Source organism: Pseudoxanthomonas sp. GM95, from assembly GCF_900109775.1.
GTDB lineage: Bacteria > Pseudomonadota > Gammaproteobacteria > Xanthomonadales > Xanthomonadaceae > Pseudoxanthomonas_A.
On record NZ_FOAX01000002.1, the window covers coordinates 467,640 to 483,075 of the forward strand.

Consider the following 15,436-nt stretch of genomic DNA (forward strand, 5'->3'; position numbering starts at 1 on the left):
GTGCATCGCCGTCACCGGCCCGTGCGGCCGATGACGCTACAGCTCAGCCCTGGATCGAGATGAAGATGATCACCAGGCCGACCGGCACCACGTAGCGCACGGCGAAGCGCCAGGCGGTGAACATCGCCGGGTGCGACATGCGCAGTTCCTTCGCGACGACTTCGCGGGTCAGCGCCCAGCCGGCCACCAGCGCGACCATCAGCCCGCCGAGCGGCATGAGGAGGTTGGAGGTCAGGTAGTCGAGCAGGTCGAACGGGGTCTTGGTCGAGGTAAAGCCCAGCCAGGTCAGCGGGTGCACGTCCTTCCAGCGGTTGAAGGAGAACACGGTGATGAAGCCGGTCAGCCAGATCGCCAGGCCCGAGCCCCAGGCCAGGGCGCGGCGCGACTTGCCGGTGCGTTCTTCCAGCCAGGCGACGATCGATTCCTGCATCACGATCGTCGCGGTCAACGCGGCGAAGGACAGCAGCATGAACAACAGCGCGCCGAACACCGCGCCACCGGGCATCTGCGAGAACGCCACGGGCAGGGTGACGAAGATCAGGCCGGGACCCTGCGCCGGCGCCAGGTTGAACTGGAACACCAGCGGGAAGATCGACATGCCGGCCAGCAGCGCCACCAGGCCCTGCGCCACGGCGACGGTGACCACGGCCTTGGAGATCGAATACTCCGGCTTCATGTAGGCGCCCATGGTCATCATCACGCCCACGCCGATGCCCAGCGAGAAGAACGCCTGGCCGACGGCGGCGATCACGATGTTCCAGCTGATCAGCGAGAAATCCGGCACGAACAGAAACCGTGCGGCCTGGCCGGCACTGCCGTAGATCACCGCAAAGCACAGCAGGCCGATCAGAATCAGAAAGCGCAGCGGGGTCAGGATGCCGGCCACGCGCTCGATGCCCTTGTTGACGCCGAAGCTGATCACGAACGCCGTGGTGGCGACGAAGAAGCCCGAGCACGCCAGCATGGCGACGGGGCTGTCCATCATCGTGGCCTGCATCTGCGTGGCACTCTCGGCGGTGACGCCGGAGAAGCCGCGGGTGATGGACAGCACGAAGTAGTACAGCATCCAGCCGCAGACCACGAAGTAGAAGCTCAGGATCAGGAAGATGCTGGTCAGTGCGAGGTAGCCGAACGACTTCCACGCCTTGCCGATCCGATAGCGGTCCACCAAAACCTGCATGTTGCCGACCACGCTGCGCCCGCCGATGCGGCCCAGCAGCATCTCGGCCATCAGCGCCGGGATGGCCAGCACCACCAACGCGATGAAGTAGAGCGCGACGAACAGGCCGCCGCCGTTGCTCCCGGCCAGGTAGCTGAACTTCCAGACGTTGGCGATGCCGGCCTCGGTGCCGATGGCGGCGATCAGGAACAGCAGGTTGGACGACCAGGTACGCGGGGCGGGGGCAGCGAGGCTCATCGGATCACTTGTGCAGGTCGTATTTCATGATGCGGCCGTGGCGGCCTTCGATATCGCGTTCCAGGCCATACACATCGCCCAGGGGGCCGGTGCGGCGCGCGGTGACGGCGTGGATTGTCGCCAGGTCGTCCGCATCCAGCACCACTGTGCCGACCTTGCGGTGGGCTTCCAGGTGCGCGGCGCTGGTGGCGCCGACGATCGCCGCGGCGACGTTATGGCGGGTCAGCACGGTGGCACTGGCAATGGTGGCGATGTCGCAACCGTGCTTGGCGCCGACCTTGGCCAGCGCGCGCAGCAGTGCCTGGTACAGGTCCCAGCCGCCGAAGTCCTCGATGATCAGCTTGTACTTGACCAGCGAGCGGTTGGCGAAGGTCTCGGTGGGTTCGGGCTTGCCCAGCCAGCGCTCGGACAGGAAGCCGCCGGCCACCGTGCCGTAGCACAGGAAGGCGATGTCGTTGGCCTGGCAGAACGCGTCCATGCCGTGCTCGGGGCGATGGTCCAGCACCGAGTACTGCACCTGGTGGCTGAGCACCTGCACGCCGGCGTCCAGCAGCTCCTTCAGGCGCGGCACGTCGAAGTTGGTCACGCCGATGTGCTGGATCTTGCCGGCCTGCTGCAGGCGCTTGAGCTGCAGCGCGGCGTCCACGTAGCCGGGCACGTCGAAGTTCCACCAGTGGAACTGCACCAGGTCCAGCGAGTCCTGCTTGAGGCGGCGCAGCGAGCGGTCGATGCTGGCTTCCACCAGCGCCGGGTCGACGCGGTCCAGCGCGGCCAGGTCCGGCACGAACTTGGTGTGCACGCGCACCGACTTGGCCAGCGCGGGGTATGCGGCGCGGAAGTCGCCGATCATTTCCTCCACGCCGGTGTAGATGTCGGCGCAGTCGAAGGTAGTGATGCCGGCCTCGACGAAGGTCGCCATGTCGCGCAGCGCCTGGTCGCGGTCGATCGCGCCGTGGTCGCCGGACAGGTGCCAGCCGCCCTTGATCAGGCGCGAGATCTCATAGCCCGGCGCCAGCGTCGCGCGCGGCACGCCGGTCAGCGTGGCCGGCGGCAGGGCCACGGCGGTGGTGTCGGCACGCTTGAAGGTGCGCTTGCCGGTGCGGGTGATCTTCAGGCGCACCGGGCAGTGGGGATCGGGATTGGCGATCTCTTCGTCCGAGGTCATCCAGTCCAGCGGCGCGGTCTCGCGCTGCTTGGCCGCCAGTAGCGGCAGCACCGCCGAGAGCGAATAGATGGAGAACCCCTGGCCCGGCGGCAGGTAGAGCATTTCGCCCTTCAGCTCGAAGTAGTCGCCCGGCTGCGCGCCGCTGTAGACCTTGACCCCCGGTGGGGCCACGGCTTCGACCTTGAGGTCGTAGAGTTCAAAGCTGTCGTTGTGTTCTGCAGCCACGGATTTGCGTTGCTCCATTGAAGCGAAACCTGCCGGTCAGCGGCCCTGGGACAGGGGCGACGGCGCCGGTTTCGTGGGGTGATCGGGCAACAGGAGCATCCGTGAATCAGGTTCGCATTAGGGGTTGAGTTGGTTGCCGCGGCTGCAACGTTGCACGCGGGTACCTGCGCTCAGCGGGCAATGCGGCCCTTGTCCAGCTGCGGCAGGCCGCGCAGGTAGCTTTCCAGCATGGTCATCAGCTGGGCTGGGCCCGGCGGCAGGCGCCGGCCCAGGCGGCGGATCAGCGACACCGGCGTCTGTTCGCTGAAGGCCGGGTTATCGAGCGGCAGCGCGACGAACTGGCCCTTGGCCAGCTCCTTGGACGCGGCCAGCACCGAGAACAGGGTGATGAACTGCCCCGAATGCAGCAGGTCGCGGATCATGTTGATCGAGTTGGAGGTCACGCACGGTTCCAGCGTGATCTGTTCGGCGGCCTCGCCCTGGCGCAGCAGCTGGCGGGTGCGGTTGGAGGCCTCGGGCAGGCACAGGTTGTAGCTGGCCAGGTCGGCCAGCTTGACGCTGTCGCGGCTGGCCAGCGGGTGGTTGTGCTTCATCACCACGCACAGCGGCTGCGGCACGGCGTGCTGGATGCGGATGCGCGGGTCGTCGGTCGGCCCGTAGATCAGGCCCAGGTGGGCTTCGTCCTCGGCCACCATGCGGGTGACCTCGTTGGAAGACACCACCATGTGCACGCTCAGGGTGATACCGGCATGGCGCTTGGTGAAGGCCGAGACCACCTCGGTCAGGCCCTTGCCGATGAAGCCCTCGCCCAGGGCCAGCTTGACCCGGCCCGAGCGCAGCGACTTGAGGTCGGCCAGCTGCGATTCGAACAGCTCGCCGTGGGCCAGCTGCTCCTGGTAGAACTTGATGCCCAGCTCGCCGGCCTCGGTCAGGATGATGTTGCGACGGCCGTGCTCGATCATGGTCACGCCGGCCTCGGCTTCCAGCTGCGCGATTTGGCGGCTGATCGAGGACACCGCCACGCCCAGCTTGTCGGCCGCCGCGCGCATGGACCCCAGGCGGTGCGACTCGTACAGGTAGCGGAAGTTGAGGCTGTGCATGGCGGGCTGGCGGTGGCAAACGTCGCCGCTTTATAGCAGGCCGCGCCAGGCGGTCGTCAGCCGCGGCGTTCCACCGGCTACGCCAGGCTTGGAATCTGGCGAAAACCCGCCATGGGCCGCCAGCGAAGCAAGACCTGCCGTAGCGAAGCACAATCTGCCGGGCGCGGGGGGCAATTCGGCGCAAAGCGTGTTTTGACCCCGAAACTTCCCGCGTGATCTCGCGAGGCCCATCGCTAGTGTTTGTGACACCGCAGTTGCCTCAAGGACACGCAGTGAAAAGCTCCCTGGTCGCACGGGACCGTCTGGTCGAACTGGACCGCGCCCACCTGATCCATCCGGTCACCTCCTGGTCGGCGCACGAGCAGCGCGGCGCGACCATCGTCGATTCTGCCGACGGCATCTACATCCGCGACCACCAGGGCCACGAGCTCCTGGATGCGTTCGCCGGCCTGTGGTGCGTCAACGTCGGCTACGGCCGCAAGAGCATGATTGCCGCGGCCACCGCGCAGCTGGAAAAGCTGCCGTATGCCACCGGCTACTTCCACTACACCAGCGCCCCGGCGATCGAACTGGCCGCGCGCCTGTGCGAGCTGGCCCCGGGCGACCTGGACCATGTGTTCTTCACCATGGGCGGCTCGGACGCGGTGGATACCGCGATCCGCTTGATCCGCTACTTCTACAACGTGCAGGGCCAGCCGCAGAAGAAGCACATGATCGCGCTGGACAAGGGCTACCACGGCTCCAGCGCCATGTCCTCGGGCCTGTCGGGCCTGCCGGCCTTCCACGCCAACTTCGACGTGCCCACGCCGACCCAGCACCACATCCCGGCGCCGTACGCCTACCGCAGCGAGGCCGCCGATGACGCGGCGCTGATCGCGCTGTCGGTGAAGCAGCTGCGCGACAAGGTCGCCGAGCTGGGCGTGGACAACGTGGCCGCCTTCTTCTGCGAGCCGATCCAGGGCTCGGGCGGCGTGATCACCCCGCCGCGCGGCTGGCTCAAGGCCATGCGCGCGCTGTGCACGGAGCTCGGCATCCTGTTCGTGGCCGACGAGGTCATCACCGGCTTCGGCCGCACCGGCACGCTGTTCGCCTGCGAGCAGGAAGACGTCGCCCCGGACCTGATGACCCTGGCCAAGGGCCTGACCGCGGGCTACAGCCCGATGGGCGCGGTGCTGCTATCCGACCGCTTCTACCGCGCCATCGCCGACAACGCGCCGGCCGGTGCGGCTATCGGCCATGGCTTGACGTACTCCGGCCACCCGGTCAGCGCGGCGGTCGGCCTGGAAGCCCTGCGCATCTACACCGATGAAGGCCTGGTCGCCCACGGCGCCAAGGTCGGCGCCTATTTCCAGGCGCGCCTGGCCGAGCTGTCCCGCCATCCGCTGGTGGGCGACGTGCGCGGCCGCGGCCTGCTGGCCGGCGTGGAGCTGGTCACCAGCAAGGCCAACAAGACCAAGCCGGCGGCCGAACTGAAATTCGCCGACCACCTGGCCCGCATCGGCTACGACAATGGGCTGGTGTTCCGTGCCTTCGCCGATGGCGTGGCCGGCTTCGCCCCGCCGCTGATCGTGACCGAGAGCGATATCGATTTGATCGTCCAGCGCTTCACCAAGACCCTGGACGACGTGCTTGCCATTGAGGAGATCCGCCATGCTGTTGACTGATTACAAGGTCCTGACCTTCGACTGCTACGGCACGTTGATCGATTGGGAGTCGGGGATGATCGAAGGGCTGTCCGAGCTCACCGCCAAGGCCGCCAAGGCCGGCGTGGAGCTGACCCGCGACCAGATCCTGCAGGCCCACGCCAAGCACGAGTCCACCCTGCAGCGTTACACCCCGGCCAAGCGCTATTGCGACCTGCTGCCGGTGGTCTACAAGCGCCTGGCCGAAGAATGGGGCGTTGCGGTTTCGGTGGATGAATGCGAAAACTACGGTCGGTCGGTGCGTAACTGGCCGGCGTTCCCGGACTCCCCCGGCGCGCTCCAGTACCTGAAGAAGTACTACAAGCTCGTGATCCTCTCCAACATCGACAACCGCTCCTTCAGCTTCTCCAACGAGAAGCTGCAGGTGGAATTCGATGCGATCTACACCGCAGAGGACATCGGCTCGTACAAGCCTTCGCCGCGCAACTTCGAGTACATGCTCGAAACCCTGGACGACATCGGCATGACCGCCAAGGACGTGTTGCACACGGCCGAAAGCCTGTTCCACGACCACAAGCCGGCCAATGATTTCAACCTGGCCAGCTGCTGGATCTATCGCCGCCACGCGCAGGAAGGCTTTGGGGCGACGATGGACCCGGGCGACAAGCCCAAGACCGATTTCTGCTTCAACTCCATGGCCGATCTGGTGAAGGCTCACCAGGAAGCGCTGCGGGGCGGTGGCGAGGACTGACCGCACTGCCATGATGGACAAACTGCCCAAGCTCGATCGCATCGACATCAACATCCTTGCCGAGCTGCAGCGCAACGGCCGGGTCACCAATTCCGACCTGGCCGATCGCGTGGGCCTGTCCGCCAGCCCGTGCCTGGCACGGGTCAAGCGCCTGGAGCGTGCCGGCTACATCGCCGGCTATGGCGCGCGCATCAACCTGGCTAAGCTGTTCCGGGTGCAGGTGGTCTATACGTCCGTCACGCTGGTCAACCACCGGCGCGAGGACTTCGACAAGTTCGAGTTCGGTCTGCGCAGCATCGACGAACTGTCCGAATGCCACCTGGTCAGCGGTGGCTTCGATTACCTGCTCAAGTTCGTGGTGCGCGACGTGGCGCACTATCAGGGCCTGATCGAGCTGCTGCTCGATCGCAACATCGGCATCAGCAAGTATTTCTCGTACATCGTCATCAAGTCGCCGATCGTCAAGATCGATGTCTCGATGAAGTCGCTGGCCTGACGCGCATCGCGTGAGGCCACGCCGCGGGCCCGGACGGGCCCGCGTTGCGCCTGGAGGGAGGCGCGGGTTTTCAAGTGCACGGAAGCGCCGGGCAATCCGGCAGCAAATCCCGTCACGGCATTGTCATTCGGCAGCCACTACCGCCGGCCCGTGCCTAGGATGAAACCAGACCCCACTCCCCACGAGCAGGTAATGCGATGAACGGTGAAGACCGCGAACTTGGTATGGGCCGCACGATCACGCGGCGTGACTTCATCCAGGGCGTTGCGGCCGCCACGGCCGTGGGTGCGGCCGCCGTCACCGCGGGCAGCGCGCTGGCAAAGAGCGCAGCGAGCACCTCGGCCAGTTTCGTACGACCGGCCGATGCCAGCACTTATCCGCCACTGCGCTCCGGGATGCGCGGCGCGCATCCGGGCTCGTTCGAATCGGCCCACGCCATGCGCGACGGCACCAAGTTCGGCGAAGGCGAGGACACCGGCGAAAGCTACGACCTGGTCGTGGTCGGCGGTGGCCTGAGCGGCCTGGCCGCGGCCTGGTATTACCGCGAGCGCGCCGGCAAGGACGCCCGCATCCTGGTCATCGACAACCATGACGACTTCGGCGGCCATGCCAAGCGCAACGAGTTCGAGGTCGACGGCAAGCAGATGATGGTCACCGGCGGCTCGGCCTACATGGTCGCGCCCAAGACCTGGCCGCGCGAGGCCATGCGCCTGGTCAAGTCGCTGGGCGTGGAGAAGGGCGATCCGAGCGATCGCGTCGATGGCGCGATCTACAGTTCGCGCGGCCTGCAGGAAGCGACGTTCTTCCGCAAGGAAATCTACGGCGCCGACAAGCTGGTGGTCGGCGGCAGCTTCTATCGCCCCAACGCGGCCTTCATGGCGGCCGCGCCGATTCCCGAGGCGCTCAAGGCCGACCTGCTGCGCCTGATGACCGGCAAGGTGGATTACCTGCCCGGCCTGACCGCCGAGCAGAAGATGGCCAAGCTGCAGACCATCAGCTACCGCGACTACCTGCTGGACATCGCCAAGCTCTCGCCCGAGGTACTGCCTTACACGATGGGCGTGTGGTGCCTGGGCAACGACATGTGTACGGCGTACTTCGCCTACTTTCGCGGCGCGCCGGGCTTCGACGGCCTGGGCATGCCGATGCCGTCGACCTCGCCGGAGAGCAAGGAAAACCTGGCCGAGGATTTCTCGATGCCGGCCGGCAACTCCGACATCGCCCGCCTGATCGTGCGCGACCTGATCCCCGATGCGCTGCCGGCCGGTTCGTTCACCGAGATCGAAACCGCACGCACCGACTACAGCACGCTGGACCGCCCGGGCCAGGCCGCGCGCATCCGCCTCAACAGCATCGTGACCCGGGTCAAGCACGTGGCCACCACCAAGCAGGTGCTGTTCGAGAAGGACAGCAGCGAGGTGCAGGTCAGCTACATCACCGGCGACAAGCTCAAGCACGTGCGCGCCAAGGACGTGGTGATGGCGTGCATGAACAACATCATTCCCTACCTGTGCCCGGAAATGCCCGACGCGCAGAAGGTCGCCCTGCACCAGGCCGTGCGCGCGGCCAACCAGACCACGACCGTCGCGTTCCGCAACTGGAAGGCGTTCGAGCAGCTCAAGATCCGCAGCGTCACCATGCCGCGCGCGTTCTACGGCCGCATGGGCCTGGGCTCGCCGCGCTACTTCGGCAAGCTCAAGCCGTCCACCGATCCGTCGCAGCCGGTGCTGGTGGGCTTCGGTACGGGCTTGAACTCGGGCATCTGCAGCAACGAAACCATGGTCGAGACGCTGCTGGGCGCCAACCTGCCGCCGGGCATGCCGATGGACGACCAGTTCCGCGCGGTGCGTGCGGGCCTGCTGGCCACGCCGTTCGAGACCTTCGAGCGCGAAGTGCGCCGCCTGTCGTCCGGCGCGCTGGCCGGCAGTGACTTCGATCCGGCGCGCGACATCGTCGGCATCACCGTCAACCGCTGGCCGCACGGCTTCGCGACCGGCCGCAACATGCTGTTCGACGACGTCGGCCCGGGCACGGTGTCGCCGACGGTGATCGCGCGGCAGAAGTTCGGCCGCATTGCGATTGCCAACTCCGACGCGTCCGGCCAGGGCCTGGCCGACACGGCGATCGACGAGGCGTTCCGCGCCGTGCGCGATCTTGAGCCGCGCGATTTCGGCTACTACGAAGTGTTCTGATCCAGGTGCGTTAGTCCGGCTGGGATGCCGCCGCCCCGACCTGTCCACGTGATCTGGAGATCGCGCGGGCAGATCGCCGATCCACTCCACGACACGGACCACGGCATGAGCAACGACGATCGCGCACTCGGCATGGGCCGGGCGATCACCCGGCGCGATTTCATCCAGGGCACGCTGGCGGCTGCGGCCGTCGGCACGGCGGCGTCCGGCCTGGCCGCTAGCGCACAGGCAGCGACGAAAACGACTGCACCGCTGGCCGCGCGTGCGGCAAGCGCCAGCGACTATCCGCCGCTGCGCAGTGGCATGCGCGGTGCGCATCCGGGCGCGTTCGAAGCCGCGCATGCGCTGCGCGATGGCGCGTCCTTCGATGCCGGCGCCGAGACTGGCGAAACCTACGACCTGGTCGTGGTCGGTGCCGGCCTGAGCGGCCTGGCCGCAGCGTATGCCTATCGCAAGCGTGCCGGTGCCTCGGCGCGGATCCTGCTGATCGACAACCACGACGACTTCGGCGGCCACGCCAAGCGCAACGAGTTCGACGTCGATGGCCAGCAGCTGATCGTCAACGGCGGTTCGGAATATCTGGTCGCACCCAGCACCTGGTCGCCGGAGGCCTGGGGGTTGATCCGCGATCTCGGCCTGGACCAGGCAGGCAAGAACGCCGGTGATTTCTCCATCTACGGCGGCAACGGCAGTGGCGAGGCGACCTTCTTCCGCAGCGAAGCCTATGGCCGCGACGCGCTGGTGCGCGGTGGCACGCCGCTGAATCCGACGCCGGCTTTCCTTGCCGATGCACCGTTGCCGCAGCCGCTGAAGGACGCGCTGGTGCGCCTGCATGGTGGCACCACCGATTACCTGGCCGGCCTGGACGAGGCCGCCAAGATTGCGCGACTGCAGTCGATCAGCTATCGCGACTACCTGCTGGAGGTAGCGAAGTTCCCGCCCGAGGTGCTGCCCTACACGATGGGCGTGTGGTGCCTGGGCAACGACATGTGCAGCGCGTGGTTCGCCTTCTTCCGCCATGCGCCGGGCTTCGACGGATTGGGTCTGCGCCGGCCCGATGCGTCGCCGGAAAGCCCGGAGCACGCACGCGACGATTTCGCCCTGCCCGCCGGCAACTCCGATATCGCGCGACTGATCGTGCGCCAGCTGATTCCCGATGCGTTGCCGCCCGGCGACTACATCAGCGTGGAAGGCGCGCGCGTGGATTACGCGACGCTGGATCGTCCCGGCCAGGCCACGCGCATCCGCCTGAGCAGCATCGTTCTGCGCGCGCAACACGTGGGGCAGGGCCGGCATGCGCGCTTCGACCCGGATACCAGCGAGGTGCAAGTCAGCTACATCACCGCCGGCAAGCTGTTCCACGTGCGCGCCAAGGACGTGGTGATGGCCGGCATGAACAACGTCATCCCGTATCTGTGCCCGGAACTGCCCGAGGCGCAGAAGGCGGCGCTGCACCAGGCCGTGCGCGCGGTGAACCAGGTCACCAACGTGGTGTTGCGAAACTGGCAGCCGTTCGACCAGCTGGGCCTGCGCAGCATCACCACGCCGCGCGCGTTCTTCGGCCGCTTCGCGCTGCAGCGGCGCAGCCTGGGGAACTTCCAGCCGGTGGTCGATCCATCGCGGCCGATCGTGGCTACCTTCATGACCGGCAAGAACTCGGGCATCTGCAGCAACGAGACCATGGTCGAGACGATGCTCGGGGCCAGTTTGCCGCCGGGCATGCCGATGGATGACCAGTTCCGCGCGGTGCGCGCGGGCTTGCTGGCCACGCCGTTCGAGACCTTCGAGCGCGAGGTGCGACGGCTGGCGTCCGGTGCGCTGGCCGGCACCAGCTTCGATCCGGCGCGCGACATCCTGGGCATCACCGTCAACCGCTGGCCGCATGGGTTCGCGACCGGGCGCAACAGCCTGTTCGACGACGTGGGGCCGGGCTCGGTCTCGCCGACGGTGCTGGCCAAGCAGCGCTTCGGCCGGATCGCGATCGCCAATTCCGATGCGTCCGGGCAAGGCCTGGCGAGTACGGCCTTCGACGAAGCGTTCCGCGCGGTGCGCGAGCTGGAGCGCCACGACTACGGGTATTACGAGACGTTCTGAAGCTGCACGCTTGGGCCGCAATGACGGTAGGCGAAGCAAACAACAAGGCCGCGCCTGGCTGGGCGCGGCCTTTTCAGTGCAGCGAGAAGAAGCTTACTGGTGCTTCTTCCAGTGCGCCTCGAAGCTTGGCTTGAACGGCGCGCCGTTGTCGCTGATGTGCGAGGTTTCCAGCATCGAGCCATCGGCCTGCAACGCCAGGCGGAAGCGGCGCACCGTGGTGCCGGTACCCGAGGCGCTGGGATATTCGATGAGGAAGGTGATGTCGTTGGGCTTGGCCTCGGCCTTGAGCGCGGCGGTGTCGCCGCCCTTGTTGCCGGCGTACAGGAACATCGGGCTCTTGCGCAGGCGCGAGTAGGTGAAGAAGCCCGTGCCGGTCTGCGCGGTGGCCACTACCGGCTTCCAGGCGAAGGTCACGGTGCAGCCGTCCAGGGCCGGCTCCAGGATCACCTCGGCGGTCTTGCTGCCATCGGTCTTGAAGGCATCCCAATGGCCGACCAGGTAATCGAGCTGGCGATAGTTGGGATCGGCCGCGCAGGCCGGCGGCGCGGGCGGGGCGGTCTGGGCGCTGGCGCTGTGGACCAGGCCGGCCGCGGCGATCAAGGCGGCGGCAACGGCGCCGTGGTGCAGGCGGAAACGTCGGGACATGGGCAGGCATTCCTTCTGGGGTCAGGGCGGGAAGCGGCCGCACGCGGCCGCCTGGGTCCACTGTCGCCGCGGTCCGCAGCGCAGCGGCCGTCAATCGCCCTTCGTCCGGGGGCGATCGCACGCGTTCTGCCGCGCCTGCCGGAAGATCCTGCTGTTGCTGTCGACGATGTCAGCCACGGCCGCGCCAGGCTGACATCGCCGACAGGCCGATCAGGGGCGATCGCCCATGTCGCCCAGCTCGGCCTGCTTCTTCTTCCACACCGCCTCGAAGGTCTGCTTGAACGCACCGCCGTTGTCGCTGACCTTCTGGGTCTCGTGGATGGTGCCGTCGGGCATCAGCTTCAGGCCCATGCGACGCACCGCCGTGCCCTTGCCCGACGGGCTGGGATATTCGACGAACAGGCCGATGTCGCCGTCCTTGCCTTCCGAGCGCAGCGCCGCGGTCTCGCTGCCCTTGTTGCCGGCATACAGGAACATCAGCTGCTTGCGCAGGCGCGAGTAGGTGAAGAAGCCGGTGCCGTGCTGCGCGTCGGCCTTGACCGGCTGCCAGGTGAAGGTCAGCACGCAGCCATCCAGCGCCGGCGCGATCACGGTCTCGGCGTGCTTTTCGCCGTCGGGCTTGAAGGCTTCCCAATCGCCGATCAGGAAATCGAGCTGGTGGTAGTTGGCATCGGCCGCGCAGGGCACCGGCGGTGCAGCCGGCGCGGTCTGGGCCGAAGCGACGGCGCTCAGGCTCAGGCCGGCGGTGGCCAGCGTGGCGGCCAGGGCGCGACGGCGCAGGCGGGAAAACGAAGACATGGGCAAGCCTCGAAAGGTCGGGGAGGGGACGCACGCGCCAGGCGCGCGGCGTCATTCAATGTCGTCCCGCCCGGCGCGCGTTTGGCGCGGTCTGCAGGCCGGTGCAGGCCGGCCGTAACGCGTTGTCCGGGCCCGGATGGCAGAATCTGCTGTCCTTCCCCGGGAGGCGGTGCGGGTTTGGCGGCCAGAGGCTTGCGGCGACGCGGTTTGCGCCGATTTCGCTGGCCTGGCGTGCAGCAGGCTGTGCTGCGTTTGCGGTCGATACCTGAAGGTTTCGCCCCCGCGCGCAGGCAAACGCGGCCAATCTGCCGGGTGGGATGCAGTAAGGTTTTTCGACGGCCGCGGTGGCCTTTGGACATGGGTGAGACAGTGCGCGTTCTGGTCATGGGAAGTGGAGTGATCGGCATCTCCTCGGCGTGGTACCTGGCCCAGGCCGGGTTCGAGGTGACGGTGGTGGATCGCCAGCCGGGGCCGGCGCTGGAAACCAGCTTCGCCAACGCCGGCCAGGTCTCGCCGGGCTATGCCTCGCCCTGGGCCGCGCCGGGCGTGCCGCTCAAGGCCTTCAAGTGGCTGTTCCAGAAGCACGCGCCGCTGGCGATCAAACCGGGCGTGGATGCGCGCCAGTACACCTGGATGCTGCAGATGCTGGCAAACTGCACCAGCGAGCACTACGCCCGCAACAAGGCGCGAATGGTGCGCCTGTCCGAATACAGCCGCGATTGCCTGGACGAACTGGTCGCCGCCACCGGCATCGATTACGAAGGCCGCCGCCTGGGCACCATCCAGCTGTTCCGCACCCAGGCCCAGCTGGACGGCGCGGCCAAGGACGTCGCGGTGCTGGCCGATTCCGGCGTGCCGTTCGAACTGCTCGACCCGGCCGGCATTGCCCGCTACGAACCCGCGCTGGCCCAGGCCCGCGCGCCGTTGGTGGGCGCCCTGCGCCTGCCCAACGACCAGACCGGCGACTGCAACCTGTTCACCCAGCGCCTGGAGGCGATGGCGCGCCAGGCCGGCGTCGAGTTCCGCTACAACACCCGCATCGAAGCGATCGAAGGCGACGGCCGCCGCGTCACCGGCGTGCGTTTGGATGGCAAGGTCGAAAAGGCCGACCGCTACGTGCTGGCGTTGGGCAGCTATTCGCCGCAGCTGGTCGCGCCGCTCGGCCTGGACCTGCCGGTGTATCCGCTGAAGGGGTATTCGCTGACCCTGCCGATCACCGATGCGGCGATGGCGCCGGTCTCTACGATCCTGGACGAGAGCTACAAGGTCGCCATCACCCGTTTCGACCAGCGCATCCGCGTCGGCGGCATGGCCGAGCTGGCTGGCTTCGACCTGTCGCTCAACCCGCAGCGGCGCAAGACGCTGGAGCTGGTCGTCAACGACCTGTATCCCAAGGGCGGCGCGCTGGACGCAGCGCAGTTCTGGACCGGCCTGCGCCCGGCCACGCCGGACGGCACGCCGATCGTCGGCGCCACGCCGCTGGCCAACCTCTATACCAACACCGGGCATGGCACGCTGGGCTGGACCATGGCGTGCGGCTCGGGCCGCTACCTGGCTGACCTGATGGCAGGCCAGGCCCCGGCGATCGACACTGAAGGCTTGAACATGTTCCGTTACCGCAACACCGCTTCCACCCGCGAGGCCGCGCGATGCGCCCAGCCCGCGCACTGATCGACCTGGGCGCGCTGCAGGACAACTACCTGCTGGCGCGACGCTTGGGCGGCGGCAAGGCCGTCGCGGTGATCAAGGCCGATGCCTACGGCCACGGCGCAGTGCACTGCGCGCGCGCGCTGGAAGGCATCGCCGATGCCTTCGGCGTGGCCTGCATCGAAGAAGCCATCGAGCTGCGCGAAGCCGGCATCAGCGCGCCGATCCTGCTGCTGGAAGGCTTTCTCGATGCCGACGAACTGCCGCTGATCGATCGCTATGCGTTCTGGACCGCCGTGGCCTCGCCGTGGCAGCGCGACGCGCTGGCGCGCTACACGCCGGCCGCGCCGCTGCACGTGTGGCTGAAGCTGGACAGCGGCATGCATCGCCTGGGTCTATCGCCGGACGACTTCGCTCGCGCGCTGCAGCAGCTCTCCAGCGATCCGAAGATCGGCTCGGTCGTAGCGATGAGCCACCTGGCGCGCGCCGACGAGCTGGACAGCGATTTCAGCGAGACCCAGCGCCAGGTGTTCGAAGCGGCCACGCGCGATTTCACAGGCCCGACCAGCTTCAACAATTCGCCGGCGCTGCTGGGCTGGCCCGGCATCCGCAGCGACTGGGTGCGCCCGGGCTTGATGCTGTACGGGGCCAATCCGTTCCCGCTGGACGCACCGATCCCGCACGTGCTGCGCCCGGTGATGCAGCTGGAATCAAAAGTGATCGCCGTGCGCGACCTGCCCGCCGGTGAAGCGGTGGGCTACGGTGCGCGCTTCACCGCCCCCGTGCCGATGCGCATCGGTGTGGTCGCGATGGGCTATGCCGATGGCTATCCGCAGCTGGCGCCCAACGGCACGCCGGTGGTGGTCGATGGCGTGGCCACGCGCCTGATCGGCCGTGTGTCGATGGACATGCTCACCGTGGACCTGACCGACCTGCCGCAGGCCGGCGTGGGCAGCGCGGTGGTGTTCTGGGGTCATCAGCCGTTGCCGACGCCCTCGCAGATCGCGCAGGCCTGCGGCACCAGCGGCTATGCGCTGCTGTGCGGGATCAAGCGGGTGCGGCGCGACTACATCGCCGCGCCAGCGGCCGCCGCGACGCGAGATCCTGCCGCGGCGCACGCGCTGGGCTGAGCCTGCGCAAGTCCTTGCATGCAAAGGCCTGTCGCGCGTGCGGCAGGCGCGAATACGGCAGAACGCTGCCGATCCAGCGGGCCCGGCAGCAGGAATCACTGGCCCGCTGCCGATAGGCTGGAGTCATCACGGA

General features: G+C 67.5%; 12 protein-coding genes. 7 read left to right on the forward strand and 5 right to left on the reverse strand.

Annotation, left to right across the window (positions count from 1 at the left end; genetic code table 11):
- Nucleotides 1-43 precede the first annotated feature (43 nt).
- The 3 genes from BMZ17_RS10230 to BMZ17_RS10240 form a co-directional block, all read right to left on the reverse strand.
- Nucleotides 44-1,417, reverse strand: a complete 1,374-nt coding sequence (locus BMZ17_RS10230) for a sodium-dependent transporter (RefSeq protein WP_093138484.1) — start codon at nt 1,415-1,417, stop codon at nt 44-46.
- 4 nt (nt 1,418-1,421) lie between these two features.
- Nucleotides 1,422-2,825, reverse strand: a complete 1,404-nt coding sequence (locus BMZ17_RS10235) for an aldo/keto reductase (RefSeq protein ID WP_217645785.1) — start codon at nt 2,823-2,825, stop codon at nt 1,422-1,424.
- Nucleotides 2,826-2,977: 152 nt separating this feature from the next.
- Nucleotides 2,978-3,907 (reverse strand): LysR family transcriptional regulator, encoded by a 930-nt coding sequence (locus BMZ17_RS10240; RefSeq protein WP_093138485.1) that lies wholly within the window; start codon nt 3,905-3,907, stop codon nt 2,978-2,980.
- A 272-nt stretch (nt 3,908-4,179) separates the two neighbouring features.
- Here BMZ17_RS10240 and BMZ17_RS10245 point away from each other — a divergent pair, with 272 nt between their 5' ends.
- From BMZ17_RS10245 to BMZ17_RS10265, 5 genes are all read left to right on the forward strand, one after another.
- Complete coding sequence (locus BMZ17_RS10245; protein WP_254775269.1) at nt 4,180-5,571, forward strand: aminotransferase class III-fold pyridoxal phosphate-dependent enzyme; 1,392 nt, start codon at nt 4,180-4,182, stop codon at nt 5,569-5,571.
- Entirely contained in the window at nt 5,558-6,301 is a 744-nt protein-coding gene (locus BMZ17_RS10250) for a haloacid dehalogenase type II (RefSeq protein WP_093138486.1), read from the forward strand. The genes BMZ17_RS10245 and BMZ17_RS10250 overlap by 14 nt, the downstream gene beginning before the upstream one ends.
- A 13-nt stretch (nt 6,302-6,314) precedes the next feature.
- Nucleotides 6,315-6,797, forward strand: a complete 483-nt coding sequence (locus BMZ17_RS10255; protein ID WP_093139601.1) for an Lrp/AsnC family transcriptional regulator — start codon at nt 6,315-6,317, stop codon at nt 6,795-6,797.
- Between the two features lie 197 nt (nt 6,798-6,994).
- Entirely contained in the window at nt 6,995-8,989 is a 1,995-nt protein-coding gene (locus tag BMZ17_RS10260) for an NAD(P)-binding protein (protein WP_093138487.1), read from the forward strand.
- Between the two features lie 105 nt (nt 8,990-9,094).
- The gene (locus tag BMZ17_RS10265) at nt 9,095-11,083 is read left to right on the forward strand and encodes an NAD(P)-binding protein (protein WP_175485550.1); all 1,989 of its coding nucleotides are present in this window, start codon (nt 9,095-9,097) and stop codon (nt 11,081-11,083) included.
- A gap of 93 nt (nt 11,084-11,176) precedes the next feature.
- On the opposite strand, the gene BMZ17_RS10270 is transcribed toward BMZ17_RS10265, so the two are convergent.
- Together BMZ17_RS10270 and BMZ17_RS10275 are read right to left on the reverse strand one after the other, a co-directional pair.
- Complete coding sequence (locus BMZ17_RS10270) at nt 11,177-11,728, reverse strand: hypothetical protein (protein WP_093138489.1); 552 nt, start codon at nt 11,726-11,728, stop codon at nt 11,177-11,179.
- Nucleotides 11,729-11,938: 210 nt separating this feature from the next.
- Nucleotides 11,939-12,526 (reverse strand): hypothetical protein, encoded by a 588-nt coding sequence (locus tag BMZ17_RS10275; protein ID WP_093138490.1) that lies wholly within the window; start codon nt 12,524-12,526, stop codon nt 11,939-11,941.
- A 369-nt stretch (nt 12,527-12,895) separates the two neighbouring features.
- Between BMZ17_RS10275 and BMZ17_RS10280 the strand changes: the two genes are divergently transcribed.
- Together BMZ17_RS10280 and alr are read left to right on the forward strand one after the other, a co-directional pair.
- Nucleotides 12,896-14,197, forward strand: a complete 1,302-nt coding sequence (locus BMZ17_RS10280; RefSeq protein WP_093139603.1) for a D-amino acid dehydrogenase — start codon at nt 12,896-12,898, stop codon at nt 14,195-14,197.
- Complete coding sequence (alr, locus tag BMZ17_RS10285; RefSeq protein WP_093138491.1) at nt 14,176-15,303, forward strand: alanine racemase; 1,128 nt, start codon at nt 14,176-14,178, stop codon at nt 15,301-15,303. Before BMZ17_RS10280 ends, alr begins: the two co-directional genes overlap by 22 nt.
- Nucleotides 15,304-15,436: the final 133 nt, after the last annotated feature.